The sequence below is a fragment of the Streptomyces sp. NPDC091281 genome, from assembly GCF_044757425.1.
In the GTDB taxonomy this organism is placed as follows: domain Bacteria; phylum Actinomycetota; class Actinomycetes; order Streptomycetales; family Streptomycetaceae; genus Streptomyces.
Genome location: NZ_JBIVUY010000006.1, coordinates 223,264 through 248,347, shown reverse-complemented (window position 1 = coordinate 248,347; position 25,084 = coordinate 223,264). Strand labels below are relative to the sequence as shown.

At 73.5% G+C, this 25,084-nt stretch carries 23 protein-coding genes; 4 read left to right on the top strand and 19 right to left on the bottom strand.

The window, feature by feature from the left end:
- Positions 1-47 precede the first annotated feature (47 nt).
- Positions 48-1,223 carry a TDT family transporter gene (locus ACIQPQ_RS17985; protein ID WP_401304914.1) on the top strand — a complete coding sequence of 392 codons (1,176 nt, stop codon included), beginning with the start codon at positions 48-50 and terminating at the stop codon, positions 1,221-1,223.
- Here ACIQPQ_RS17985 and ACIQPQ_RS17980 read toward each other — a convergent pair.
- The 4 genes from ACIQPQ_RS17980 to ACIQPQ_RS17965 all read right to left on the bottom strand — a co-directional run bounded on the left by ACIQPQ_RS17980 (position 1,150) and on the right by ACIQPQ_RS17965 (position 5,840).
- Positions 1,150-1,872 carry a helical backbone metal receptor gene (locus ACIQPQ_RS17980; protein ID WP_401305239.1) on the bottom strand — a complete coding sequence of 241 codons (723 nt, stop codon included), beginning with the start codon at positions 1,870-1,872 and terminating at the stop codon, positions 1,150-1,152. The two genes, ACIQPQ_RS17985 and ACIQPQ_RS17980, sit on opposite strands and share 74 nt — an antisense overlap.
- Before the next feature lie 11 nt (positions 1,873-1,883).
- Positions 1,884-2,462 (bottom strand): helix-turn-helix domain-containing protein, encoded by a 579-nt coding sequence (locus ACIQPQ_RS17975; RefSeq protein WP_401304912.1) that lies wholly within the window; start codon positions 2,460-2,462, stop codon positions 1,884-1,886.
- A 491-nt stretch (positions 2,463-2,953) separates the two neighbouring features.
- Positions 2,954-4,765: an ABC transporter permease/substrate binding protein gene (locus ACIQPQ_RS17970; RefSeq protein ID WP_401304911.1), complete on the bottom strand. Its 1,812-nt coding sequence runs from the start codon at positions 4,763-4,765 to the stop codon at positions 2,954-2,956.
- A complete protein-coding gene (locus ACIQPQ_RS17965; RefSeq protein WP_401304910.1) occupies positions 4,758-5,840 on the bottom strand; it encodes a glycine betaine/L-proline ABC transporter ATP-binding protein in 1,083 nt (360 codons plus the stop codon). The genes ACIQPQ_RS17970 and ACIQPQ_RS17965 overlap by 8 nt, the downstream gene beginning before the upstream one ends.
- A gap of 388 nt (positions 5,841-6,228) precedes the next feature.
- On the opposite strand from ACIQPQ_RS17965, the gene ACIQPQ_RS17960 reads away from it, so the two are divergent.
- Positions 6,229-7,158: a 5'-3' exonuclease H3TH domain-containing protein gene (locus tag ACIQPQ_RS17960; protein ID WP_401304909.1), complete on the top strand. Its 930-nt coding sequence runs from the start codon at positions 6,229-6,231 to the stop codon at positions 7,156-7,158.
- A 281-nt stretch (positions 7,159-7,439) separates the two neighbouring features.
- Positions 7,440-8,288, top strand: coding sequence for a siderophore-interacting protein (locus ACIQPQ_RS17955; protein WP_383778099.1), 849 nt, complete (start codon positions 7,440-7,442; stop codon positions 8,286-8,288).
- Positions 8,289-8,801: 513 nt separating this feature from the next.
- On the opposite strand, the gene ACIQPQ_RS17950 is transcribed toward ACIQPQ_RS17955, so the two are convergent.
- Positions 8,802-9,188, bottom strand: coding sequence for a hypothetical protein (locus ACIQPQ_RS17950; RefSeq protein WP_401304908.1), 387 nt, complete (start codon positions 9,186-9,188; stop codon positions 8,802-8,804).
- Positions 9,189-9,375: 187 nt separating this feature from the next.
- Positions 9,376-9,957 (bottom strand): GNAT family N-acetyltransferase, encoded by a 582-nt coding sequence (locus tag ACIQPQ_RS17945; protein ID WP_401304907.1) that lies wholly within the window; start codon positions 9,955-9,957, stop codon positions 9,376-9,378.
- Positions 9,958-10,154: 197 nt separating this feature from the next.
- Here ACIQPQ_RS17945 and ACIQPQ_RS17940 point away from each other — a divergent pair, with 197 nt between their 5' ends.
- Positions 10,155-11,153 (top strand): pseudouridine synthase, encoded by a 999-nt coding sequence (locus tag ACIQPQ_RS17940; RefSeq protein ID WP_401304905.1) that lies wholly within the window; start codon positions 10,155-10,157, stop codon positions 11,151-11,153.
- On the opposite strand, the gene ACIQPQ_RS17935 is transcribed toward ACIQPQ_RS17940, so the two are convergent.
- The 13 genes from ACIQPQ_RS17935 to ACIQPQ_RS17875 all read right to left on the bottom strand — a co-directional run bounded on the left by ACIQPQ_RS17935 (position 11,147) and on the right by ACIQPQ_RS17875 (position 24,851).
- Positions 11,147-12,802 (bottom strand): cytochrome P450, encoded by a 1,656-nt coding sequence (locus tag ACIQPQ_RS17935; protein WP_401304903.1) that lies wholly within the window; start codon positions 12,800-12,802, stop codon positions 11,147-11,149. The genes ACIQPQ_RS17940 and ACIQPQ_RS17935 overlap by 7 nt on opposite strands.
- A 96-nt stretch (positions 12,803-12,898) precedes the next feature.
- Positions 12,899-13,519, bottom strand: a complete 621-nt coding sequence (locus ACIQPQ_RS17930; protein WP_383778110.1) for an ATP/GTP-binding protein — start codon at positions 13,517-13,519, stop codon at positions 12,899-12,901.
- Positions 13,500-13,895: a DUF742 domain-containing protein gene (locus tag ACIQPQ_RS17925; RefSeq protein WP_383778111.1), complete on the bottom strand. Its 396-nt coding sequence runs from the start codon at positions 13,893-13,895 to the stop codon at positions 13,500-13,502. The genes ACIQPQ_RS17930 and ACIQPQ_RS17925 overlap by 20 nt, the downstream gene beginning before the upstream one ends.
- On the bottom strand, positions 13,892-14,299 hold the full coding sequence (locus ACIQPQ_RS17920) for a roadblock/LC7 domain-containing protein (RefSeq protein ID WP_401304900.1): 408 nt from the start codon (positions 14,297-14,299) through the stop codon (positions 13,892-13,894). Before ACIQPQ_RS17920 ends, ACIQPQ_RS17925 begins: the two co-directional genes overlap by 4 nt.
- Positions 14,296-15,924 (bottom strand): sensor histidine kinase, encoded by a 1,629-nt coding sequence (locus tag ACIQPQ_RS17915; protein WP_401304899.1) that lies wholly within the window; start codon positions 15,922-15,924, stop codon positions 14,296-14,298. The genes ACIQPQ_RS17920 and ACIQPQ_RS17915 overlap by 4 nt, the downstream gene beginning before the upstream one ends.
- Positions 15,925-16,483: 559 nt before the next feature.
- The gene (locus ACIQPQ_RS17910) at positions 16,484-19,336 is read right to left on the bottom strand and encodes a DEAD/DEAH box helicase (protein WP_401304897.1); all 2,853 of its coding nucleotides are present in this window, start codon (positions 19,334-19,336) and stop codon (positions 16,484-16,486) included.
- A gap of 38 nt (positions 19,337-19,374) precedes the next feature.
- Entirely contained in the window at positions 19,375-20,328 is a 954-nt protein-coding gene (locus ACIQPQ_RS17905; protein WP_401304895.1) for a diacylglycerol kinase, read from the bottom strand.
- Between the two features lie 30 nt (positions 20,329-20,358).
- Positions 20,359-21,306 (bottom strand): twin-arginine translocase subunit TatC, encoded by a 948-nt coding sequence (tatC, locus tag ACIQPQ_RS17900; protein WP_383778123.1) that lies wholly within the window; start codon positions 21,304-21,306, stop codon positions 20,359-20,361.
- A 45-nt stretch (positions 21,307-21,351) separates the two neighbouring features.
- Complete coding sequence (gene tatA, locus ACIQPQ_RS17895) at positions 21,352-21,645, bottom strand: Sec-independent protein translocase subunit TatA (protein WP_401304893.1); 294 nt, start codon at positions 21,643-21,645, stop codon at positions 21,352-21,354.
- A gap of 488 nt (positions 21,646-22,133) precedes the next feature.
- On the bottom strand, positions 22,134-22,328 hold the full coding sequence (locus ACIQPQ_RS17890; protein ID WP_383778128.1) for a hypothetical protein: 195 nt from the start codon (positions 22,326-22,328) through the stop codon (positions 22,134-22,136).
- Positions 22,329-22,428: 100 nt separating this feature from the next.
- A complete protein-coding gene (locus ACIQPQ_RS17885; protein WP_383778188.1) occupies positions 22,429-22,689 on the bottom strand; it encodes a hypothetical protein in 261 nt (86 codons plus the stop codon).
- Between the two features lie 86 nt (positions 22,690-22,775).
- On the bottom strand, positions 22,776-23,855 hold the full coding sequence (locus tag ACIQPQ_RS17880; RefSeq protein ID WP_401304891.1) for a helix-turn-helix transcriptional regulator: 1,080 nt from the start codon (positions 23,853-23,855) through the stop codon (positions 22,776-22,778).
- A gap of 18 nt (positions 23,856-23,873) precedes the next feature.
- A complete protein-coding gene (locus ACIQPQ_RS17875; protein WP_401304889.1) occupies positions 23,874-24,851 on the bottom strand; it encodes a helix-turn-helix transcriptional regulator in 978 nt (325 codons plus the stop codon).
- Between the last annotated feature and the right edge of the window lie 233 nt (positions 24,852-25,084).

The following is a 25,084-nucleotide window of genomic DNA, read 5'->3' as shown; positions in this document are numbered from 1 at the left end:
AGTCATCCTCCCTGGTCGCGTCCGTGTTCCGGCGGGACCGTGGACGTATGGTCACCGCAGCCCAGCCCCTGAACCTTCCACGCCTCTCCCGTCTCCCGGATCTGCCCCGCCCGCGCGCCGCGGCCGTCCGCCACCTCGGACCGAACTGGTACGCCACGGTCATGGGCACCGCCGTGGTCGCCACCGCGGGGGCCGGGCTGCCGCTGACGGTGCCGGGCCTGCGGGTCCTCTGCACGGTCGTCTGGGCGCTCTCCCTCACCCTGCTGGTGGCGCTGCTGGCCGCGCGCACCCTGCACTGGCGCCATCACGCCGACCAGGCCCGCGCCCACCTCCTCGACCCGGCGACGGTCCCGTTCTACGGCTGCCTGGCGATGGCGCTGACGGCGGTGGGCGCGGGCACGCTCGCCGTCGGGCGCGACGTGGTCGGTACGCGGGCGGCGGTCGCCGTCGACGCCGTGCTGTTCGGCGCCGGTACGGCGGTGGCGCTGGCGTCGGCCGTGGCCGTGCCGTACCTGATGGCCGTACGCCACCGGGTCGGGCCCGGCGAGGCCACGCCGGTGTGGCTGCTGCCGCTGGTCGCGCCGATGGTGTCGGCGGCGGCCGGGCCCCGGCTGGTGCCGTACCTCCCGGCCGGGCAGGCACGGGCCACGCTGCTGTTCGGGTGCGTGGCGCTGTTCGGGCTGAGCCTGCTGGCCGTGCTGCTGATGCTGCCGCTGGTCTTCGCCCGGCTGCTCACCGGCGGCCCGCTGCCCCTGCTGCTGACGCCGACCCTGTTCCTGGTGCTGGGGCCGCTCGGCCAGTCCACGACGGCCGTGGGCGCGTTCGCCGAGGTCGCGCCCGGTGTGCTGCCCGGTCCGGACAGCGGCGGGCTCGCGGTCGTGGCGGTGCTGTACGGGGTGCCGGTCATGGGGTTCGCGCTGCTGTGGCTGGTGCTGGCGACGGCCCTGGTGGCGCGGGCCCGGCGGCGCGGGATGGGGTTCGCGATGACCTGGTGGGCGTTCACCTTCCCGGTGGGCACCTGCGTCACCGGCGCCGAGGCCCTGGCCCGGCACACCGGTCTCGTCGCCTTCGACGCGCTCGCCGTGGGCCTGTACGTGGTGCTGGTGGCCGCCTGGACGGTGGCCGCCGCCGGCACGGCCCGCGGCCTGCTCAGCGGAGCGCTGCTCGCAGCGCCCCCGACAGCACCCGCGGCGCCTCGGCGAGCGACGGGCCGTACCAGGTGAGATGCCGTCCGCTGACCAGCGCGGCGGGGACACCGGGGAAGGCCTCGGGGCCGTCGTCGGCGGTGAAGCGGTAGGGCTCGTCGGGGAGGACGACCAGGTCGGGTGCCGCCGCCCGGAGGTCCGCCAGGGGCACCTTGGGATAGCGGTCCGCGGCGTCCGCGTAGAGGTGGGGGACGCCGAGGCGGGCCAGGACGTCTCCGGCGAAGGTGTCGCGGCCGAGGACCATCCAGGGGCGGCGCCAGATCGGCACCACGGCCGTCGCAGGACGCTCCGCTGCGCCGGGCGGCGCCGCCCAGGCGGCCTCGGCCTCGTCGAGCCAGCGGGGGCGGGTGCGGGCGCCGCACGCGGTGAGGACGCGGTCGAGTGCGCGGAAGGCCTGCGGGACGTCCCGCACCTCGGTGACCAGGACCTCGATCCCGGCCGCGCGCAGGGCGGCGAGGTCGGGCTCCCGGTTCTCCTCCTCGTTGGCGACGACGAGGTCGGGCGCGAGAGCGACGATCCGGTCGACCGCCGGGTTCTTGGTGCCGCCGACGCGGGCGGTGCCGAGCCCGGCCGGGTGGGTGCACCAGTCGGTGGCACCGGCCAGGGCGCCGGGCAGAGTGACGGCGACCGCCTCGGTGAGCGAGGGGACGAGGGAGACGACGCGCAGCACGGCGGCGGCTACCGCTCCCGGTCCCGGACCGCCTCGATGTGCTCGGCGACGGCGACCACCACGATCCGGGTGTCCGGCACGGTCGCCCGCCAGCGGTGGCGGACCCCGCCGGTGAGGTAGAGGGTGTCGCCGCGGCCTAGACGGTACGCGCGGCCCTCGGCCTCGATCTCGACGGCGCCGTCGGCGACGTACATCAACTGGTCGTTGCGGTACTGGAACTCGCGGCCCGCCTCGTGGTCGCCGGTGAACTCGGTGGCGTGCATCTGGTGATGGCCCCGGACGAGGGAACGCGAGGCGCGCGCGGGCGGGGCGGAGCCGGTGGCCTCGGCCGGTTCGGCGCGGACCACGTCGACGCTGCACGCGGGGTCGGCGGCGGCGAGGAGTTCGACGGCGGTGGTGCGCAGGGCGTCGGCGACCTTCTCCAGGGAGCCGGTGCTGGGCCGGGCCCGGTCGTTCTCGATCTGGCTCAGGAAGGGGACCGACAGGCCGCTGCGCTGGGCCACGACGGCGAGGGTCAGGTCGAGGGACCGGCGGCGGCGCCGCACGGCCGCGCCCACCCGAAGGGGCTGTTCTTTGTGGTCGCCCATCGCTCCGGCTCCCTCCTTCGCTCGCGTTCCGACTTCCCGTGTGCCCCGCTGCCGGCGCACTCCCCTGTGAAGGGTTCTCTGCACCCTACGCATCTTCGGCAAACCGTTTCACGGGCCTGTCGCGTCGGGGACCCGCGGTGTCCCGCGCGACCCCCCACTTTCACGCCAGTGGTGCGCCGCGCACGCCCCGCGGACGGAACGCCGCGCACGCCGCTCCGGCGTCGTGCGCTCTCTCTGTTCAGCGTACGGAGCGGGCCCGGTGTTCCCGTGCGGCCGTCCGGCCCGTGATCCGGCTGGTGGGGCGCGCGGCGCCGGGACACGGGGCCGGGCGCGGCCTGGGCATGGGCGTGGCGCTGCGTGGTTGGCCGGATTCCTCCCGTAGCCGGGACGCGGGTGGGCCGGGGGGACGGGCGCGAGGGGCGGGTCGCGCCGCGCGTGTCAGGCGCGTACGGCGGACCCGCCCCTCGCTGGGCGTACCGGGTGCTGTCAGGTCACCCGGCCGCCCGGCTCTGCGCGGCCGTGCCGACGGGGGCCCACTTGTCGAGCAGGGCGGGCTCGTCCTTCAGCCAGGTGCGGACGGCGTCCTGCTCCTTGCCCTTGCCGGCCTTCTGGATGGCGGCCTCCAGGCCGGTGAGCTGCTTCTCGGTCATCCGGAAGTCCTTGAGCCAGGCGGCGACCTCGGGGTTGTCGTCGGCGAAGCCCTTGCGGGAGAGGGTGTGCACGCCGTCGCCCCTGCCCCAGGCGCCTTGCGGGTCCTTGAGCTTCTTCAGGTCGTACTCGCTGTACGCCCAGTGCGGGGACCACAGGGTGACGACGATCGGGTCCTTCTTGGCGTAGGCGCGCTTGAGTTCGGCGAGCATCGCGGGGGTGGAGCCGTCGACGACCTTGTAGGTGCCGTCGAGGCCGTACTGCTTCAGGACCTTGTCCTTGAGCAGGCCCATCATCCCGGCGCTGGGCTCGATGCCGGTGATCTTCCCGCCGAACCGCCCGGACTGCGCCTTGAGGTCGGCGAGGGTGTTCACGTCCTTCATGTACGCGGGGACGCTCAGCTCCAGGGAGGTGGGGCCGAACCACGAGCCGAGGTCGTCGAGGCGGTCGCCGTACTTCTTCCAGTACTCGGCGTGCGTGACGGGCAGCCAGGAGTCGGTCTGGAAGTCGACCTGGCCGGTGGCGAGACCGGTGTAGAGCGGCCCGGCCGCGTACTGGGTGGTCTTCACCTCGAAGCCGCGTTCCTCCAGGAGTTCCTTCCAGAGGTAGGTGGAGGCGATGCCCTCGTCCCACGGGATGTAGCCGATGGTGACCTCGCGGCCCTTGCCGACGTCCGTGGCGGAGGCCTCGGCGGTGCCGGAGTCGCGGCCGAAGACACCCATGCCCCCGGCGACCAGCGCCAGCACGACCACGCCGATCACGGCGACGGCCGGGCGGGGCCGGTACGTCCACATCGTGGGGCGGGCCTTGGCGGCGGCCCGGCGGCCGAGCGGGGAGATACGGGTGCCGAGGGCGCCCGTCATCCGGTCGAGGTAGATGGCGAGGACGACGATGCCGAGGCCCGCCTCGAAGCCGAGGCCGATGTCGAGCTGGCCGATGGCCTCGTTGACGGCGCCGCCGAGGCCGCCGGTGCCGACCATGCCCGCGATGACGACCATCGACAGGCCCAGCATGATCACCTGGTTGACGCCCGCCATGATGGTCGGCAGGGCCAGCGGGAGCTGCACGCGCAGCAGGGTGTCACGGGGCGAGGTGCCGAACGCCTCGGCGGCCTCCACGAGTTCGGGGTCGACCTGGCGGATGCCGAGTTCGGTCATGCGGACGCCGGGGGCGAGCGCGAAGATCAGGGTGGCGACGACACCGGCGGGGACGCCCATGCCGAAGAAGAGGATCGCCGGGATCAGCAGCACCATCGACGGCATGGTCTGGAGCAGGTCCAGGACCGGCCGCAGCACGGCGCTGACCGTCCTGGAACGGGCCGCCCAGATGCCGAGCGGCACCGATATCAGCAGGGCGATGAGGGTGGCGACGAGCACCAGGGAGAGGGTGGACATCGCCTCCTCCCACAGGTCGAGGGAGTCGATCAGGGCGAACCCGGCGAAGCCGAGGACCCCGGCGACCAGGCCGCGCAGCCACCAGGCGAGCACGGCGAGGATGCCCGCGAGCAGCAGCGGCTCGGGCGCGGTGAGGACGGCGTCGATGCCGTCGTAGAGGCCCTCTACGACCGTCTTGACGGCGTCGAAGAGCCAGGACAGGTGGGTGACGAGCCAGTCGACGCCGGAGTCGACCCAGTCGCCGAGGTGGAGCCTAGGCACGGGCGGTCACCTTCCCCTCGTCGCGCGGGGAGCCGCAGGGGGCGGGCGCCCCCGTCTCGTCGCCGAGGAGGCCGACCAGGCGGCGGCGCGGGACGACGCCCACGAGCGCGTCGTCGGCGTCGAGGACGGCGACCGGGTGGCTGAGGCGGGCGCTGAGCGCGCACAGCTCCGTGAACGGGGTGTCCGGGGCGGCGGTCGCGCAGGCGCAGTCGGCCTCGTCGCCGCGGACCTCGGTGTCCATGACGGCGGAGGCGGTGAGCACGCGGGAGCGGTCGACGTCCTGGATGAAGGACCCGACGTAGTCGTCCGCGGGGCGCAGGAGGATGTCCTCGGCGGTGCCGGTCTGGACGACGCGGCCGTCGCGCATCACGGCGATGCGGTCACCGAGACGCATCGCCTCGTTGAGGTCGTGGGTGATGAAGACGATCGTCTTCTTGAGCGTCTTCTGGAGCGTGAGCAGCTGGTCCTGCATGTCGCGGCGGATCAGCGGGTCCAGGGCGCTGAAGGACTCGTCCATCAGCAGCAGGTCGGCGTCGGTGGCGAGGGCGCGGGCGAGGCCCACGCGCTGCTGCATGCCGCCGGACAGCTCGTCCGGCCAGGACCGCTCCCAGCCCGCCAGGCCGCACAGGCGCAGCGCCTCGGCTGCGCGTTCCTCGCGCTCGGCGCGCGGGACGCCCTGGACGGCGAGGCCGTAGCCCGCGTTGTCGAGGACGCTGCGGTGCGGGAAGAGCGCGAAGTGCTGGAAGACCATGCTGATCTTCCGGGCGCGGACCTCGCGCAGCTCGCGGGCGGGGAGCGCGGTGAGGTCCTGTCCGTCGAAGAGGACGCGTCCCGCGGTCGGCTCCAGCAGCCCGTTCAGCATGCGCAGCAGGGTAGACTTCCCGGAGCCGGACAGGCCCATGACGACGAAGATCTCGCCGGGGTCCACGGTGAGGGACGCGTCGATGACGGCGGCGGTGGTGCCGTCGGCGCGCAGCTCCTCACGGTCGGCTCCGCCGCGCAGCCGTTCGACCGCCTCGTCCTGTCGTCTGCCGAACACCTTGTAGAGGTGATCGGCTTCCAGCCTGGAGGACACACATACCTTCTCGGATCGGGGGCAAGGACCGGAGGAGCGCGGGTCCGGCCGGGGCCGGTGCGGGCCGACGTGACGGACGGCGGGCCGGTGGGACCCGCCGTCACGGACCACGGCTGGGCACGTCCCGCCGCCGCGGACGCCGGACCGGTCAGGGTCCGGCGTCAGCAGGCGGTTGAACACGCAACCTGCGCCGCTCCGAGGCCGCGCCTGCCCGGACGCCCTGGGCGCAAACGTGCGAGTGGGCCAGTTCACAGGCCCTTCACAGGTCACGGCCCCGCGCAGCCCTGCCGCGGCGGGGCCCGGCACGGGGGCACGACGGGGCGCGGCACGGGGGCGCGGCGGGCGCGGGGGTGAATCCGGCCGGGCGTCGCGGGCCCGGTGGGGCATGATGCGTGGCGTGACCGGACGACTGATGCTCCTCGACACCGCCTCGCTGTACTTCCGCGCCTACTTCGGGGTCCCGGACTCCGTGAAGGCCCCGGACGGGACGCCGGTGAACGCCGTACGCGGACTGCTCGACTTCATCGACCGCCTGGTCAAGGACCACCGGCCGGACGAGCTGGTCGCCTGCATGGACGCGGACTGGCGTCCGCAGTGGCGGGTCGACCTCATCCCGTCGTACAAGGCCCACCGGGTCGCCGAGGAACGCGAGGCGGGCCCCGACGAGGAGGAGGTGCCCGACACCCTCTCCCCGCAGGTCCCGGTCATCGAGGCCGTCCTGGACGCGCTGGGCATCGCGCGGGTGGGCGTCGCGGGGTACGAGGCGGACGACGTCATCGGCACGTTCACCGGGCGGGCCAAGGGCCCGGTCGACATCGTGACCGGCGACCGCGACCTCTACCAGCTCGTGGACGACGCGCGCGGGGTGCGCGTGCTGTACCCCCTCAAGGGCGTCGGGACCCTCCAGCTCACGGACGAGACGTGGCTGCGCGAGAAGTACGGCGTCGACGGCCGCGGCTACGCGGACCTGGCGACCCTGCGCGGCGACCCGAGCGACGGTCTGCCCGGCGTGCCCGGCATCGGGGAGAAGACCGCGGCGAAGCTGCTCGCGGAGTTCGGCGACCTGGCCGGGATCGAGGCCGCGGTCGACGACCCGGCGGCGAAGCTGACACCGTCGCAGCGCAAGCGGCTGGTCGAGGCCCGGCCGTATCTGGCGGTCGCCCCGAAGGTGGTCCGGGTCGCCGGTGACGTGCCGCTGCCCGAGGTGGACACGCTGCTGCCGCGGACTCCGCGGGAACCGGCGACACTGGAGGGACTGGCGGAGCGCTGGGGGCTCGGCGGATCGCTCCAGCGGCTGCTGTCGACCCTGGGCGACTGAGCCCTCGCGGACGGGGGGAGCGGCAGCAGTACGTCGCGGGACGTGGGAAACGGCGTCGCGGGATGCGGGAAACGGTGTCGCGGGAGGCCGGAGACGGCGTCGCGGGACGTCGGAGGCGGTGGAGCGGCCCGAGGCGGGCCGGGGGACGGCCGGGAGGCGTGACCGGGGCGACGGAGGTTACCCGGGGCACGCGGACGAGGCCGGTCCCACTCATCATGAGCACCACAGGGGGGCGGGGTGCTAACTTAGGTAAACCTAACCAAACAACTTGGGAGGCCGTCATGGCAGAACGTCCGGCACGGAAGCCGCGGAAGCCCCATTCCGCGCAGGTCGTCCGCACCGAACGGCTCACCCCGCACATGCAGCGCGTGATCCTCGGCGGGGAGGGCCTGGCCGAGTTCGCGGCCGACACCTGCACCGACCACTACGTGAAACTCCTGTTCGGCCCGGCGGGCGTGACCTACCCCGAGCCCTTCGACGTGGACCGCATCCGCGCGGAGTTCCCCCGCGAGCAGTGGCCGGTGACCCGGACGTACACGGTCCGCCACTGGGACGCCGAGCACCGCGAGCTGACCCTCGACTTCGTCCTGCACGGCGACGAGGGCCTGGCCGGGCCGTGGGCGGCCCGCGTCCAGCCCGGCGAGATCATCCGCTTCATGGGCCCCGGCGGCGCCTACGCCCCCGACCCGGCCGCCGACTGGCACCTCCTCGCGGGCGACGAGAGCGCGCTGCCCGCGATCGCCGCCGCGCTGGAGGCGCTTCCCGCGGGCGCCGTGGCCCACGCGTTCGTCGAGATCAGCGGCCCGGAGGAGGAGCAGAAGATCGACTCCGACGTGGACGTCGTCTGGCTGCACCGCGGCGACCGCCCGGTCGGCGAGCGGCTGGTCGAGGCGGTCCGCGCGCTGGAGTTCCCCGAGGGCCGGCTGCACGCGTTCGTGCACGGCGAGGCCGCCTGCGTGAAGGAGCTGCGCAAACTGCTCCGCGTCGAGCTGGCGATCCCCCGCGAGGACCTGTCGATCTCGGGTTACTGGCGGCTCGGCCACAACGAGGACGGCTGGCAGGCCTCCAAGCCGGAGTGGAACGCGCGCGTCGAGGCCGAGCAGGAGAGCACGACCCCGCCCGCCGCCTGACCCCCCCCACCAGGCACGACGGCCGCCCCCAGGCACCCGGAGGCGGCATCGCCCGGCACACCGAGGCGGCACCAGCCGTACTCCGAGGCACCCCGCCCCACTCCGCGGGGGCACCTCACCGCACAGAGGGCGTCCCCACCGCCCGCGCACCCCGGAGAGCGGCCCGCGACGACCTCGCCGGGCCGCCCGGCGCCCCCCACCCCCCTTCCCGGCCCTCCACCGCCCGCGCACACCCGCGCACGCCTTCATCCGCCTTCGTGCGCGGTACGACGCGACACCTCGCGGGGCGCGCGGAGTGCGTCCTGCGGAACGTCGCGCCCGTAAGGCGTTCCTCGCTGTCGGCACCCCTCGCATCGCGCGTCGTGCCGCTACGCCTGGCCTACGCCGCGGTCACCGGCCCGCTCCCCCTGCGCAGGCTCCGCGTCGGCTCCCCGGCCTGCGGCACGGACGGGACGGGCGCCCCCTGTTCTCCCCGACCACCGGGGCGTCCCCGTGGGCGCCCTCTCCCTCCTCTCACTGCCCCGCGCGCCCCGCCTGCCCCTCCTGCCCCTCCTGCCCCTCTTGTCCCGCCAGTCGCAGGGAGATGGCGCGCAGGACCTCGGCGGCGGGGACGTCGGTGCGGCCCGCGTCGTGGATCTCGGCGAGCTGGACGAAGGCGAAGGCGAAGCAGTTCGCGATGGTCACGATGGCCGGGCCGAGTTCCTCGGTGATGATGTCGACCGCGGCCCGGCCGCCCGCCTCGGCGGGCAGTCGGATGTCCGGCAGCGTCTCCGCGAGCAGCGCGGCCACCGCACCGCTCGACACGACGTCGCTGTCCGGGTGTTCGCGTGCCTGCCGCCGCATCTCGACCGCCTCGGTGAGAATCCCGACGACCCGCTGCATGACCTCGTTGCGTTGCATGATCCGGAGCCTAGGCCGTGTCCGCGGGGCCTGTCCGCCCTTGGAGTGCCGGGCGTCCCGCCGACGGCGCTGTCCGTCGGCGGGACGCCCGGATGTCCAACGCACGCCAGCCAGCAGACGATGAACAGTGACGTCGTCCAGGCTAGGGGCACCCACTGACAATCCGTCCGACCCGTCGGTCGCCCCCTCAGTCGCCGCGCACGCGCGCGTGCAGGTGCATGTCGTGCCAGCCGTCGGCGTGGAGGACCGCGCTGCGTCTGGTGCCCTCCAGGCGGAAGCCCGTCTTGGCGGCGACGCGGCAGGACGCCTCGTTGGCGGTGGCGTGCATGAGTTCCAGGCGGTGCAGGCCGATCTCGTCCAGGGCCCAGCGGGCGAGGGTGTCGGTGGCGCGGGCGGCGACGCCCCGGCCGCGGGCCGCCTCCGTCGTCCAGTAGGCGACCTCGGCCACGCCCTCGTCCAGCAGGATCACCCGCAGGGCGACCCGGCCGAACAGCGTGCCGGTGTCCGCGTCGACGACCGCCCACTGGGCGTTCCGCTCACTCGCCCAGGCGCTGCGCCACTCCTCGATCCAGCCGCCGGCCTCGGTCACCGAGTCGCAGCCCCGGACGTGCCACTGCCGGAGCGCCGGGTCCTGGAAGGCCTCGTGGACGGCGGGCGCGTCCTCGGCCCGCCAGGGCCGCAGCAGCAGTCCGTCGCCGGTGGGGAGCACGGGCTGCGGACGCGCGGCGAGGGTGCCCGGCGGCAGGACGGGCGGCGTCAGGTAGGGCATGATCCTCATCCTGCCGAGCGATCGGGGTGGGGACCAAGAGGTTTTCCGCGCAGCCGGCCGCCGAGCGCACGGCGCACCGAGGGCACGGGCTCCGGGCGGGGCGCCCCCCTCCGCCGCGCCCCACCTCCGCAGCACCCCACGTCCGCCGCGGCGCGCGCCCCGGACTGCGAGCCGGGCCGCGGCCTAGGCTGGGGGCGATGAGACGCCGTACCCCTCCCCCGCCCTCTCCCCTCCCGCAGCGTGACGGGATCGATCCCGTGCGGGTGCGGCTGCCGGGGCTCGGGCCGTGGGCGACGGTCGGCGAGCATCTGTCGGAGCGGTTCGGGCCGCGCCGGGCCGGACTGCTGGCGGAGATGTTCGCGGCGGGCCGGATCGTCGGCACGGACGGGCAGGCGGTGCCGCCGGACGCGGCGTACGTGCCCGGCATGTTCGTGTGGTTCCACCGCGACCTCCCGCCGGAGGAACCGGTGCCCTTCCCGGTCGAGGTGGTGTACCGGGACGAGCACGTCGTCGTCGCCGACAAACCGCACTTCCTCGCCACCACCCCGCGCGGCAGCCACGTCACCGAGACCGCGCTCGCCCGGCTGCGCCGTGAACTCGGCCTGCCCACGCTGGGCGCCGCGCACCGCCTGGACCGACTCACCGCGGGACTGGTGCTGTTCACCGTGCGCCCCGAGGAACGCGGCGCCTACCAGGCCCTGTTCCGCGAGCGCCGGGTCCACAAGGTGTACGAGGCCGTGGCCCCGTACGATCCGGCGCTCACCCTGCCGGTGACCGTGCGCAGCCGCATCCTCAAGGAGCGCGGGGAGCTGGCCGCCCGCGAGGTGCCGGGCGAGCCCAACGCGGTCAGCCGGGTCGAACTGCTCGCGCACCGGCCGGACGGCCTCGCCCGCTACCGGCTCACCCCGCACACCGGCCAGACCCACCAACTCCGCGTGCACATGAGCGCGTTGGGCGTACCGATCCGCCACGACCCGCTCTACCCGGAGGTGACCGCCGCCGGACCGGCCGGTGATCCCCGGCACCCGCTCCAACTGCTCGCGCGGGAACTGGCGTTCACCGACCCGGTCACAGGGAAGGACCACCGGCTGCGCAGCGGCCGGACCCTGTCCGCGTGGTCACCGGCCGGTGAGGACGACGGCGGCGCGGAAACAGGCGGGCCGGGCGGCGACCGAGGGGTGCCGCGCGGTCAGTAGCCGTGCCACCAGGTGACGAAGCGCCGCCAGGCACCCGGCGGCCGGGCCGGGCCGGTGGCGGGTGCGTGCGCGGACGCGGACTCGGGGCCGGGTCCCGCGTCCGGCACGGAGTCCGGGCGGGGGCGGGGCAGGGCGCCCGGCAGGGGTTCGCCGGTCGGCGGCCCGTAACCGGGGGCGGGCGGCGGCGCGAACCCGGCCGGGGCGGTCACGGTGGCGGTGGCGGTGGCCGTCGGTGCGGCGGCGGCCTGTTCGGCGGGGCCCGGCCGGGGGTTGATGTCGAGGCTGAGCGGGACGGCCGGGCGGACAGGTGTCGGAACCCCGTGCGTCGGCCTCGTCATCACGTCCTGCTGCGGCTTCGGCTCGAACCGCACCGGCAGCGCCACGAGATGGCGGGAGGCGATCGACGTCGTCCAGCGCAGGTCCTCCTCCAGGCAGTCGAGCTGCACGTCGGGCAGGCGCATCAGCAGCGCGTCGACACCGACGTCGGCGATGGCGCGGCCGATGTCCTGGCCGGGGCACTCGTGCGGGCCGCCGCCGAAGGCGAGGTGGGACCGGTTGCCCTGCATGTGGGCGGCGAGGTCGGGCCGGACGCGCGGGTCGACGTTGCCCGGCGCGGGCGCGAACAGCAGGCCGTCGCCGCGCCGGATGCGCTGGCCGCCCAACTCCGTGTCGTGCTTGGCGAAGTAGGCGAAGACGGTGCTGAACGGCGGTTCGTCCCACAGGGACTGCTCGACCGCCTCGGGCACGGTCATCTGCCCGCCGTTGAGCTGGGCGAGGAACCGCGGGTCGGTGAGGACCATCCGCAGCGCGTTGGAGAGCAGGTTGACGGTGGCCTCGTAGGCGGCGAACAGCACCAGGCGCAGGTGCTCGCGGACCTCGTCGTCGGTGAGTCCGGCCGGGTCGAGGATGAGGTGGCTGGCGAAGTCCTCCTCGGGGCGGGCCCGGCGGCGGGTGGTGAGCCGGTCGAGCGCCTCCATCACGAGGGTGTGGCTGGCGATGGCGGTCTCGGTGCCCTTGAGGGCGTCGCGGGCCGCGTGCACCATCCGGTCGTCGTACTCCTCGGGCATGCCGAGGACGTGGCACATGACGGCCATCGGGAGGTGCTCGGCGAACTGGCCGACGAGTTCGGCGGAACCCTGCTCGCAGATGCGGTTCACCAGGCGTTGCGTGGACCGGTAGATGTAGCGGCGGACGCTGCGGTCGTCGATGGTGGCCATCGCGGCGGTGACCGCGCCGCGCAGCCGCTTGTGCTCGTCGCCCTCGGCGTGCGAGCAGATGGGCTGCCAGGCGATGTGCGGCATCAGCGGGTGGTCGGGCTTGACCATGCCCTCCAGCAGCGGGGTCCAGATGCGGCTGTCACGGGTGTACTGGGAGGGCGTGCGCACCATGTGCAGGTTCTCGGCGTGGCCGAGGACGACCCACATCGGTACGTCGTCGTGGAGCAGGACGGGCGCCACCGGGCCGTGCTGGCCGCGCAGTTGGTCGTAGAGCGAGCCGAGGTCGGCGGCGCCGGGCCCGTAGAGCCGGAGCAGTCCGCCGGGGCCCTGGGCGTGGGCGGGACAGCCGGGCGGAGGGGCGGCGGTGGCCCCCGGCTGGGGGTCGGGGACGAGGTCGTGCGGTCCGGTGGGGGTGGGATGTTCAGGGGTCACAGGGACGCTCCGAAACTGTGGTGTGTCCGGGGCCGGGGCCCGAAGTCGGCTGGTTCCGGGGCCGGTTGACGCAGGGGGGCGCCGACGTCGGCCCGGTCAGGTGAGGTTGCCGGTGAGGGCGAGGGTGTGCAGGAAGCTCATCAGGGTGAGCAGGACGTCCCGGCTGGAGGCGCGGCGACGCACGTCGCACTCGACGATCGGCACGTCGCGGGGCAGGTCGAGGGCGGCGCGCAGGTCGTCGAGGGGGTAACGGGGGCCGTCGGGGAAGGTGTTGACGGCGACGACGAAGGGCACGCCGCGTTCCTCCAGGCGGCCCATCACCTCGAAGCTGACCTCCAGCCGCCGGGTGTCGACCAGGACGACCGCGCCCAGGGCGCCCTCGAAGAGGCCGTTCCACAGGAACCAGAAGCGTTCCTGACCGGGGGTGCCGAAGAGGTAGAGGACGACCTGGTCGGTGATGCGGATGCGGCCGAAGTCCATCGCGACGGTGGTGGCGGTCTTCGAGTCGGAGCCGTAGTTGTCGTCGACGCCGATCCCGGCCTGCGTCATCGTCTCCTCGGTGGTCAGCGGTTTGATCTCGCTGACCGAGCCGACCATCGTGGTCTTGCCGACGCCGAAGCCGCCCACGATGACGATCTTCGCCGCGGCCCGGGTGCTCTGCGGGAGGTGGTCCTCGGTCCGTGGGCCGGGGATCGTGTCAGAGCCGTTGAAGTCCATGCATCACCGCTTCGAGGAGGGATCGGTCGGGAAGCTTCTGCCGGACGATCGGGGCGCGCGCCTGGACGAGTTCACCGGCCAGCATCTCGGTGAGCAGCACCGTGATCACGCTGAACGGCAGGCCGAGGTACGCGGACACCTCGGCCACCGACAGCGGGGCGCCGCACAGCCGCAGCACCGCGGTCTGTTCGGGGGTGGCGGAGGTCGGCGGGTCGGCATGGGCGACGATCAGCGTGACCAGGTCGAGCGGGGCGCGTTCGCCGTCGGCGCCGGTGATGGTGTAAAGGCGTTCGGGGTTCTTGCCCTCGCCCTCGGGGGGCGGCGGGGGCGACGGCTCCGGCAGGGGGTCCCGTCGCCGGCGTTGCGGAGGAGTCATACGCTCTGCCCGTTGCGCCGGGGCGGGCTGGTGAGGTGGGCGCCGATCCGGACGACGAGGTCGCGCATCATGGCGCTCATCCGGCCCGCCTCGCAGCGCACGTCGGCGAGGACGGCGAGGTAGGCGTTGGCCCCGGCGGACATCAGGTAGAAGTAGCCGCCGTTGAGTTCGATGACGACGAGGTTCATCACGCCGTCGCTGGAGTGGATCTCCTGGGCGACGGCCCCGGCGAGGCTCTGGAGCCCGGCGCAGGCGGCGGCGACCCGGTCGGCGGCGTCGGGGTCGCCGGCGTAGCGGGCGATGCGCAGTCCGTCGGCCGAGAGCACCACGATCATCTCGATGCCCGGAACGCCGTCGTACAGTTCCTTGAGCAGCCAGTCGAAGTTTTGGCGCTGCTGGATCACGTGAGGTCCCCTTCGTCGTCGGCCTCGGTCTTGGCCTTGTCCTCGATCAGGTGCAGGTACGCGGTGGGGTTGCGGGTGAAGTCGGTGGGGTGCACACCGGGGTTGTCCTTCTTGAGGCCCTCCCAGAAGGCCTCGAAGGCGACGCCGGGTTCCTGCCGCTTGATCTCCGGCTGCGGCTCCGGCTCGGGCTCGGGGCGGGCGAACGGGTCGGGTTCGCCGCGCTCGGCGGCGGCCTGGGCGGCGTAGGCCTCGCGGTAGCGCTGGCTGATCGGGATCGTCGCCTTGCTGCGGCGCTGCGGCAGCCCCTTGTCGGTCCACTCGGTGACCACGGGCACCTCGTCGTCGTCCAGGGAGACGCCCGCCGGAATCCTCGGGTTGGTGGGGCGGCGCTTCTTGGGCGGGCGCTTCGGGCCCTCGACCATGGTGCTGAGGTCGATCTGCGGCACGGCGGTGGCGCCGATGCCGTGGGCGAAGCCGGGCGCCGGGTCGGAGGTGACCATTTCGCTCGGCGCGATCAGCACGGCGCGGACTCCGCCGTACGCCGAAGTGCGCAGCGACACCTGCATGTTGAAGGACTTGCACAGACGGCCGACGACGGCGAGGCCGAGCCGCGGGGTGCCGCCGACGTCCTGGATGTCGACGCCCGCCATGGCCATCTCCAGCATGCGTTCGGCCTTGGCGCGGGCCTCCTCGCTGAGGCTGACGCCCGCGTCCTCGATCTCGATGGCGATGCCGGTCTGCACCTCGACGGCGTTGACGTGCACCTTGCTCTGCGGGGGCGAGTAGCGGGTGGAGTTGTCGAGGAGTTCGGCGAGCGCGTGGATGAGCGGTTCGACGGACAGGCCGCGGATGTTGACCTTGGCGATGGAGTCGAGCTGGATGCGCCGGTACTCCAGGATGCGGGACATGGCGCCGCGCAGCACGCTGTAGAGCGGCACGGGCTGGGGCCAGTTGCGGCTGGGCCGGCCGCCGCCGAGGACACCGACGGAGTCGGCGAGGCGGCCGATCAGGGCGGTGCCGTGGTCGATGCGCAGGAGGTCGTCGAAGACCTCGGGGTTGCGGCCGTGGTCCTCCTCCATCTCCCGGAGTTCCGCGGCCTGTTGGTGGACGATGGCCTGCACCTTGCGGGCGACGCTGACGAAGGACCGCTGGGCGGAGTCGCGCAGGGCCTCCTCGTGGTCGACGATGTCGAGGATGGCCTTGACGGTGTTCAGCTGACCTTCGTCGAGTTCGCGGAAGTCGGTGTCGACGTCGCTGAAGTGGAGCATCACCTCTCGGGGCGAGTTGCCGCCGCGCAGCCAGGTGACGGCCTGGGGGACGAAGTACTCGGCGACGCGCAGGTTCTGTTCCTGGTGGGCGGAGACGCGGCGTTCGAGGTAGGCGACGCGGCGATCCTTCTCCGCCCGCAGTTCGCGCAGGCGACGGCCCCGGCGGACGGTCTCGGCCCCCGCCGCGCTCACCAGGAGGGTGGCCAGGGCACCGCACACGCCGACGGCGAGCCGGGCGGGCTCCGTCACCAGGGCGACAGCCGCTCCGGTCGCCGCGGCCATCAGTATCGCCGGCAGCAACAGCACGCGTGTGTCGGCCGGTTCACGGCGGCCGGGTGGGGACTGAACACTCACCATGGGGGGCACCCTCTGTAGGGGATCTGTCGGTACGTTCTGGATATCGGGGAACAAGTGCGCGAATACACCTCAACTTGGTGCTTCGCGGGCGAGCTTAGTCCGGCGGGATCATCGCCGTGTCATATTCGGCAACCGCCTGAAACCGGCCCGGCACGTGGAGTAGCCTCACTCTTTTTGCACGCTGGGGGTTCGTTCGAATACGGCGCGTGACGGCGTCAGGGTGTGCGAAAACCCTCACCGGGACGGGTGAACTCCCGTTCCGGGAGCGTGGCTTGCGTCAGATTCCCGCGATGAGCCGGAGAAGCCCGCGATGAGCTGAAGAAGAAGGCCGGTCCGCGGGTCCACGGTCCCCACGCCCGGCCAAGCCCTCTCAGGGGCGCGAGGAACCGCGCACCCACCCCATCCCCACCCGCACAGACCCCCCGGTCCGGGCGAATCCCCTCAGGGGCGCGGGGAACTGCGCGACCAGCCCCCACACACCCGCACCCGGCCAGCACCCCGAGAACCCCGAGGCCCCCGAACCGACGCGCCCCCGCCCGCCCAAGCCCCGCAGGGCCTCTCAGCCCAGCGACGAGTAGGCCACAACCCCCCGCAGCAGCTGATCCACGGCCTTCCGCGCAGCGCGAGGCACCGTGGACCCCTCCGCGTGCGACGACGCCCCCGCGATCTGCCCCAGCACGTCGATCACCTGCTTGCACCACCGCACGAAGTCCCCCGCGGGCATCTCCGCCTCGCGCAGCACCTCGTCGAGCCCCTTCTCGGAGGCCCACATGAACGCGGCCCAGGCGAACCCGAGATCGGGCTCCCGCTGGCCGACCCCCTCGGTCTGGCTGATCCGGAAGTCCTCCTCCAGCGCGTCGAGCCGCCCCCAGATCCGCACCATCTCCCCGAGCGCGGCCTTGGCCCGCCCCGCGGGCAGCTTGGGCGCCATGGCGTCGTCCCCGACACGGGACTCGTACACGAGCGCGGACACGCACGCGGCCAGCTCGGCGGGCGCGAGCCCTTCCCAGACCCCGGCGCGCAGGCACTCGCTGGCGAGGAGGTCCAGCTCGCCGTAGAGCCGGGCGAGCCGCTTGCCGTGCTCGGTGACCTCGTCGCCGCGCAGATAGTCCAGTTCGGTGAGGAGCGCGACGATCCGGTCGAAGGTGCGGGCGATCGTGTTGGTGCGCCCCTCGATGCGCCGCTCCAGCTGCGAGGTGTCGCGCTGGAGCCGGTAGTACCGCTCGGCCCAGCGGGCGTGGTCCTCGCGCTCGGAGCAGCCGTGGCAGGGGTGGGCGCGCAGTTCGGTGCGGAGCCGGGCGATCTCCCGGTCGTCGGCGGCCTGCGCCCGCTTCTTGCGGGCCCGCTCCGGCGGGATGTGCCCGGCCTTGGTGCGCAGCGCGGAGGCGAGGTCGCGCCGGGACTGCGGGGAGCGCGCGTTGAACGTCTTGGGGACGCGCATCCGGTCCAGGGCCTCCACGGGCACCGGGAAGTCCATCGACGCGAGCCGCTTGACCTGCCGTTCGGCGGTGAGCACCAGCGGGCGGGGCCCGTCGTGGTGGTCGAAGCCGCGGTGGCCGTTGGAGCGTCCGGCGGGCAGGCCGGGGTCGAGGACCAGGGCCAGTCCGGCGTACTTGCCGGTGGGCACGTGGATGATGTCGCCGGGCTTCAGCTTCTCCAGCGCGACGGCCGCCTCGGCGCGCCGCTGGGCGACGCCCTGCCGGGCGAGTTCGGTCTCCCGGTCCTTGAGCTGGCGGCGCAGGCGCGCGTACTCCTCGAAGTCGCCGAGGTGGCAGGTCATGGAGGCCTGGTAGCCCTCCAGTCCTTCCTCGTTGCGCTGGACCTGGCGGGAGATGCCGACCACCGAGCGGTCCGCCTGGAACTGGGCGAACGAGGTCTCCAGCAGCTCCCGCGAGCGGTGCCGCCCGAACTGCTCGACCAGGTTGACCGCCATGTTGTACGACGGCTTGAAGCTGGAGCGCAGCGGATACGTACGCGTTCCGGCGAGTCCGGCGAGGTGGTCGGGGTTCATGCCGCGCTGCCAGAGCACCACGGCGTGGCCCTCGACGTCGATGCCGCGGCGGCCCGCGCGGCCGGTGAGCTGGGTGTACTCGCCGGGGGTGATGTCGGCGTGCTGTTCGCCGTTCCACTTGACGAGCTTCTCCAGCACCACCGAGCGGGCGGGCATGTTGATGCCGAGGGCCAGGGTCTCGGTGGCGAACACGGCCTTGACGAGGCCGCGGACGAAAAGCTCCTCGACGACTTCCTTGAACGTCGGCAGCATGCCCGCGTGGTGGGCGGCGATGCCCCGCTCCAGCCCCTCCAGCCATTCGTAGTACCCGAGGACGTGAAGGTCCTCGCGGGGGATGGCGGCGGTGCGCTCCTCGACGAGGGCGCGGACCTCGGCGCGCGCGTCATCGTCGTTGAGCCGCAGTCCGGCGTGCAGGCACTGCTGGACGGCGGCCTCGCAGGCGGCGCGGCTGAAGATGAAGGTGATGGCGGGCAGCAGGCCCTCGGCGTCGAGCCGCTCGATGACCTCGGGGCGGCCCGGCGTCCACACCCGCGACCGCGACCGGCGCTCGCGCTCCCGGTCCGCCTCGCGCATCCGGCCGCGGCGGCGGTCCTGGTACGAGGGACGGCTGGCCTCCATGCGGGCGAGGCGCGCGAGGTCGGGGTTGACGGCCTTGCGGTGGCCCTCGCCCTCCTCGAACAGGTCGTACATCCGCCGTCCGGCGAGGACGTGCTGGAACAGCGGGACGGGCCGGTGCTCGGAGACGATCACCTCGGTGTCGCCGCGGACGGTGTCGAGCCAGTCGCCGAACTCCTCGGCGTTGGACACGGTGGCCGACAGGGAGACGAGGGTGACGGACTCGGGCAGGTGGATGATCACCTCCTCCCAGACGGCGCCGCGGAAGCGGTCGGAGAGGTAGTGCACCTCGTCCATCACCACGTATCCGAGGCCGACGAGGGTCTGCGACCCGGCGTACAGCATGTTCCGCAGGACCTCGGTGGTCATGACGACCACCGGGGCGTCGGAGTTGACGCTGTTGTCGCCGGTGAGCAGGCCCACCTTGTCGCTGCCGTAGCGGCGGCAGAGGTCGGAGTACTTCTGGTTGGACAGCGCCTTGATGGGCGTCGTGTAGAAGCACTTCCGGCCCTGCTCCAGGGCGAGGTGGACGGCGAACTCGCCGACGATCGTCTTGCCGGAGCCGGTGGGGGCGGCGACCAGGACGCCCTTGCCGGACTCCAGTGCCTGGCAGGCCTCGATCTGGAAGGGGTCGAGACCGAAGTCGTACATCGCGCGGAAGGGAGCGAGCGCGGTGGCCTGCTCGGCTGCGCGCCTGCGCGCAGCCGCGTACCGCTCGGCCGGGGAGAGGTCCTCTGTCATCGTGCTTTCGAGCGTACCGGGCCCCACTGACAACAGGACGATCATTATCCGGATCGGCCCCGGCACACGGGTGTCGGCGCAGCTCAGGGCACCAGGACGCGCACCGCGCCGGGCACGCAGCGCACGGTCAGCGGGAGCGGCCCGAGGCGTTCCCCGTCGGCATAGCCGGTGATGCCGTCGGCGGCCAGGACGACCTTCGCCGCCCGGTGGACGGTGACCTTCGGGTGGGTGACGTGGGTGCCCCGGTAGACGCGCGGGAAGACGCGCAGCAGGGTGCGGCGGGAGCAGTCCCCGACGACGGTGACGTCGAACAGGCCGTCGGCGGGGTCGGCGCCGGGGCAGATCCGCATGCCGCCGCCGTAGGAGGGCCCGTTGCCGACGGCGACGAGGGTCGCCTCGATCTCCCGTACGGCGCCGTCGTCGAGGGTGATCCGGTAGGGGAAGGGGCGGAAGGCGGCGAGTTCGGCGAGCATCGCCAGGTCGTAGCGGAGCCGTCCGGCGGGCCACCGCATGCGGTTGCCGCGGTCGTTGACGCGGGAGTCGAAGCCGGAGGCGAGGACGGACCCGAACCAGCGCCCGCCGTCCGCGCCGGGGCCGCCCGGCCCGGTCCCCGCCGCCGTGCCGGGCGCGCCCGCCGCGGGTTCGGCGTGTCCGAGGTCGAGGTCCCGCAGGCGTCCCTCGCGGAGGGCGTCGGCGACGACGCGGCCCGCCGCCTCGGGGTCGCGGACGGGCAGGCCGAGGGCGCGGGCGAGGTCGTTGCCGGTGCCGACGGCGATCAGTCCGAGCGGGACGCGGGTCCCGGCGACGGCCTGGAGCGCCAGGTGGGCGAGCCCGTCGCCGCCGACCGCTATCAGGGCGCCGGTGCCGTCCGCGACGGCGGCCCGCGCGCGGGCGAGGGCGTCGGCGGCGGTCTCGCCGACGACGGTGCGTACGTCGTGTCCGGCGGCCCGCAACGCCGAAGCGGCCGGCAGCGCCGCGCGGGCGCCCCGGCCGCGGCCCGCGGTGGGGTTGACGAAGAGGGTGATCTCGCTGGTCACGGAGCGACCCTACGAGCCGCCGTACGGTTCTCAGGTCACGTCGTCATAACCGTTGATCCGCTCCCGGCTGACCTGCTCGGGCACACCGCGGGCGCTGCCGACGGGCTCGACCTCGCCGATCGCCTCGGGCGTCAGGTCGAGCGTGGAGGCCTCGTCGTCGGCGGGGCCGAGGGCGTCGCGGCGGGCCCGGCGGCGGTCGTTGAGGAGGGCGATGCCCGTCGCGCAGAAGTACATGACCCAGATCGGACCGGCCAGCGCGAGCATCGAGATCGGGTCGGTGCTGGGCGTGGCGATCGCCGCGAAGAGGGTGATGCCGATGATCATGCCGCGCCACCAGCCGGCCATCCGCTTGCCCGCGAGGACACCGCCGAAGTTCAGCATGACGAGGAGCAGCGGCAGTTCGAAGGAGAGCCCGAAGACCAGGATCATCCGCATGATCAGCTGGAGGAGGTCGTCCAGGGGCAGCTGGTTGTCACTGCCGATGATGGAGAACTCCAGCATCACGGAGGCCATCTTGGGCAGCGACCAGTAGGCGAAGTAGGCGCCCATCAGGAAGAGGGGGAAACCGGCGGCCACGAAGCCGAGGGAGTACTTCTTCTCGCTGCGGTGCAGGCCGGGCGCCACGAAGGCCCAGAGCTGGTAGAGCCACACCGGCGTGGCGAGGACGACGCCCGCCGACAGCGACACGGTGAGGGCCAGGGTGAACGGGCTGAGGAGGCCGTTCTGCACGATGCGCGCGCACTGGGTGTCCTCGGTGCCCTTGGCCAGCTCGGCGAAGCTGTACTGGCATCCCACCGCGTCGAGGATGGGATCGGTGAAGAATTGGATGACGTCCTTGTAGAAGAAGGCGGCGATGACCGTCGTGACGACGATCGCCAGCAGGCTCTTCGCCAGCCGGTTGCGCAGCTCACGCAGATGCTCCGCGAGGGGCATCCGCCCCTCGGGGTCCTTCTCCTGCTTGCGGGCAGACTTCGGCAACCCACGTTCCCATCTCGTGCGGGCCGGAGGTCACCGGCCCTGGGGTCAGCGCTTGGTCGTGTCCGTGGGCTCGCTGACCGGGCGCGAGCTGGTCACGTCGCCGGGAGAGGCCTGGATGGTGCGCTGAGCCGGGGGCTGCTGCTCGCCGGGGGTGGGCGGGGCGGCCGGGGTGGCGGAGTTGGTGCTGCCGTCTTCCTTCATCGCCTTGGCCTCGCTCTTCAGGATCCGCGCGGACTTGCCGAGCGAGCGCGCCATGTCCGGAAGCTTCTTCGCGCCGAACAGCAGGATGATGACGACGAGGATGAGAATGATCTCGGGGGCGCCGAGCCTTCCGAACATAAGTCTTTACCTTCTCACCGAGGCGGCTGGGTGGGATGCCGTCCGACCGGTCGGACAAGCGTCCGAACGATCGTGTCGACAGCGATCGTAACGCTCAGGGGTGAACGTGAAGCAATCCCCGTGCGTACTCCCGGTCCGCGTTCCGGGCCTCGTCTCCGGTCCGCGACCAGCAGCGTACCTGCCGGGACCACCGGGACGGGAGGGCGAAGTGACCCAAAACGCGCCCAAGCCCGCCGCTCCGACACCCGCGTACCGGCCGGGGACGGCGTACGGGTGCGCGGGCGCGCGGCGGTCGTGAGGCTCCGGGGACCGGAGCCGGACCCAGCAGGGCGGGGCTGGATCATGGACGGGGCCGGGCCGAGCCGGGGTCGAGCGGGGCGGCGCATCGCCATCCCCGACCCGTCGGCACGCGTACGGAACCGGAGCCCCACGGCTCGCCGTACGGGCGGAGGTCCGTCCCGCGACCGCAGCCCTGCGCGTCCCGCTCCTCAGATCCCCTCGGCCGCGCGGGCCGCCTTGAGCGACGCCTGTTCCAGTTCCTCGGCGGCCTGGTTGATGCGGCGGGCCGACTCGGCGACCTGCCGTCCGAGGCGCTGGGCCTCCAGGAAGACCCGGACGGCACACACCGCGAGGACGGCGAGCCCGACGAAACCCACGGCTACCGCGAACATCGGCCAGAACATGCCCCCGAGCCTAGACCGTCCCGGCCGCCCCACCGGACCGGGCCGTGGGTACACCCGCCGGGCAGGACCGCGCCGACGCGGCGCAGGTCGCTGAGAGGACCTAGGTCGCCGGGTGCAGGCGCAAGGTCCGGACGCCGCCGCCGGTGAGGAGTTCGACGATCCGCTCCCCCGCGGGCTTGCGGACCGCGACCCCGCAGTCGGGGCAGGTGAAGGAGTAGAAGGTGGTGCGGCTGGAGGCTCCTATGGCGAGGCGCAGCGCTCCCGCGGCCAGTTCGAAGTACCCGCGGCAGTCGGGGCAGCCGGCCCGGAAGACCACCGGCACGACACTTCTCATCCCCGCGAACGCCGAGGCCACCGAGATGCCCTGGCCGCCGGAGGACGTGACCGTGCTCCTGGCTCCGGGGGCCGTCGCCGTGCCCTGACCGCCGGAGGACGTCACCGTCTCGTTCACCGCTCCCGTTCCCTCCCGTCGGACCCCTCCCGCGCCGACGCCGGAACCCCCTGGTCCGGCACGGTCGCCCCGCTGGCCCGCGCGGCCTCGGCCTCCACGCCGTCGTACGCCGCCAGCGCCTCCCGGGCCGCCTGGCGGGCGCTGTCGGCGAGGCCCTGCGGCGCGACGATGCGGCCGTCGCGGCCGAGCCGCAGCGCGAGGCGCCGCAGCGAGGCCGGGTCGGGGGTGCGCAGGGTGATGCGCAGCCCGCCGTCGGGCAGTTCGTCGGCGCTGTCGTGTGGGTAGTACTCGGCGACCCAGCGCCCGCCGGGGCCGACCTCGACGATCACCTCGGGGTCCTCGGCGGCGGGCTGCACCAGCCCCTCCGAGAGGTCCCGCATCTCGATCTCCGGCGGCGCGGACGGCTCGTCGAGAATCCTGATCTCGGCGACGCGGTCGAGGCGGAACGTGCGCCGGGCCTCGGAGCGGCGGCACCAGGCCTCGACGTAGGTGTGGCCGAGGCTGACCAGGCGGATGGGGTCGATCTCGCGCTCGGCGAGTTCGTCGCGGGCGGGCGAGTAGTAGCGGATCCAGAGGCGGCGGCGCTCGGAGATCGCGCGGTCGACCTCGGCGAAGACACCGCCCTCGGACTCGAAGGTCACCGACAGCCGGGAGCTGGCGCCCGCCGTCTCCCCCGCCGCGGTCTCCACCTTGGCGGTGGCCCGCAGCAGGGCCTGCCGGTCGCCCTCGCGCAGTCCGGGCAGGGTCGCCACGGCGCGGGCGGCGACCAGCAGCGCGGTCGCCTCGTCGGCGGCCAGCCGCAGCGGCTCGGCGGCGTCCGCGCCGAGGGCGGCGGGGTTGTGCCACCAGATGCGCTCGCCGTCGGTGTCGATGTCGAGGAGGTCGCCGCCGCGGAAGCTGGTGCCGCACATGGGCAGCACGTCGAGGTCGGAGACCAGCTCGTCCTCGGTGATCCCGAAGGCGCGGGCCACGTCCTCGATACGCGCGCCGGGCCGCTCCCGCAGATACGTCACGAGGGAGAGCATCCGCCGGGTCTGGTCGATCGCGTTCGCCGGCCTGGCCGGTTTGCCTGCCACTGTGTTGCTCGCTCCCCCTCAGCCCTTGGCCACGGCACGCAGCCGGTCCACCACGTCGGCCCGCAGCTCGGCGGGTTCCAGGACCACCACGTCGGGCCCGAACTCCACCAGCCAGGCGTCGAGCCCGTGGCCGTACGGAATCTGCAACTCGTCCCACCCGTCGCCGAGTTCCCGGACCGCCGTGGCCTTCGCCCGCAAGGGGTACCCGGACCCGGCGCGCAGCCGGATCAGGGCGCTGCGGTCGGCGTTCTCCCCGGCCCAGCTCGCGACCGTCTCGCGGACGGTGACGACGTCCGGGACGGGCGCGGTGAAGGCCGCGGCGCGGGAGCGGACCCGGCCGGTGATGCGGGAGAGCCGGAAGACGCGCTCGGCGCCGCGCTCGCGGTCCCAGCCGGCCAGGTACCAGTGGCCGCGCCAGCACTCCAGCGCCCAGGGCTCGACCTGGCGGGGCTCGGGCTGGGCGGCGTTGGCCTTGCGGTAGTCGAAGACGACGGGGCGGCGGTCGCGGCAGGCCAGCATCAGCGGTTCGAAGGCGGCCTCGTGCACCGGGATGCGAGGCTCCAGCGCGCCGTGCGACTCGTAGGGGTCGACGTCCTCGGGGAGTCCGGCGGCGCGCAGCTTCTGGAGGGCGCCGCTGGCGGCCCCGGCGAGCCGGGCCTGCTGCCAGACCTTGGCGGCGAGGCCGAGGGCGGCGGCCTCCTCGGCGTCGAGGGTGATGGGCGGCAGGCGGTTGCTGTCGCGGCGGGCGAGGTAGCCGATCTCGCCGTCGAGGCTCTCGACGGTCTCGATGACCAGGCCCAGCTCGCGCAGGTCGTCCTTGTCGCGCTCGAACATGCGGTTGAAGGAGTCGTCGTTCCCGGCGGCGCCCTTCTCGGGCCGGAACGCCTCGACGTAGGCCTCGATGGAGTCACGCAGCTCGCGCTTGCTGAGGGGCCGCCGCGTCCCGAGCAGACACAGCGCCAGGTTCATCAGCCGCTCGGCCTTGGCAATGGCCATCGACGCCCTTCGCCTTCCCTATGGTGCTTCTGACGGATGACCGTACCGCTCCGCGTGGCCGGGGCAAAACCCCGGCCAAACCGCGACCAATGCCCTGCGCGCACGAAAGGCCCATGCCCGGACAGGCATGGGCCCCAGGTGATCGGAACCGGTCACCGTCGTGCGCTGAATGGCCGGATGACCCGCCCCGGTCCGGTCACGGTACGACGATCCCACCGCGACCGGGCCGGGCG

Coding starts and splice junctions, on each gene's coding strand:
- ACIQPQ_RS17875 (WP_401304889.1), bottom strand. CDS start 24,851: ATGGCCATTGCCAAGGCCGAGCGGCTGATGAACCTGGCGCTGTGTCTG.
- ACIQPQ_RS17975 (WP_401304912.1), bottom strand. CDS start 2,462: ATGGGCGACCACAAAGAACAGCCCCTTCGGGTGGGCGCGGCCGTGCGG.
- ACIQPQ_RS17960 (WP_401304909.1), top strand. CDS start 6,229: ATGCGTGGCGTGACCGGACGACTGATGCTCCTCGACACCGCCTCGCTG.
- ACIQPQ_RS17955 (WP_383778099.1), top strand. CDS start 7,440: ATGGCAGAACGTCCGGCACGGAAGCCGCGGAAGCCCCATTCCGCGCAG.
- ACIQPQ_RS17940 (WP_401304905.1), top strand. CDS start 10,155: ATGAGACGCCGTACCCCTCCCCCGCCCTCTCCCCTCCCGCAGCGTGAC.
- ACIQPQ_RS17930 (WP_383778110.1), bottom strand. CDS start 13,519: ATGGACTTCAACGGCTCTGACACGATCCCCGGCCCACGGACCGAGGAC.
- ACIQPQ_RS17915 (WP_401304899.1), bottom strand. CDS start 15,924: ATGGTGAGTGTTCAGTCCCCACCCGGCCGCCGTGAACCGGCCGACACA.
- ACIQPQ_RS17910 (WP_401304897.1), bottom strand. CDS start 19,336: ATGATCGTCCTGTTGTCAGTGGGGCCCGGTACGCTCGAAAGCACGATG.
- ACIQPQ_RS17925 (WP_383778111.1), bottom strand. CDS start 13,895: ATGACTCCTCCGCAACGCCGGCGACGGGACCCCCTGCCGGAGCCGTCG.
- ACIQPQ_RS17945 (WP_401304907.1), bottom strand. CDS start 9,957: ATGCCCTACCTGACGCCGCCCGTCCTGCCGCCGGGCACCCTCGCCGCG.
- ACIQPQ_RS17950 (WP_401304908.1), bottom strand. CDS start 9,188: ATGCAACGCAACGAGGTCATGCAGCGGGTCGTCGGGATTCTCACCGAG.
- tatA (WP_401304893.1), bottom strand. CDS start 21,645: ATGTTCGGAAGGCTCGGCGCCCCCGAGATCATTCTCATCCTCGTCGTC.
- ACIQPQ_RS17890 (WP_383778128.1), bottom strand. CDS start 22,328: ATGTTCTGGCCGATGTTCGCGGTAGCCGTGGGTTTCGTCGGGCTCGCC.
- ACIQPQ_RS17985 (WP_401304914.1), top strand. CDS start 48: ATGGTCACCGCAGCCCAGCCCCTGAACCTTCCACGCCTCTCCCGTCTC.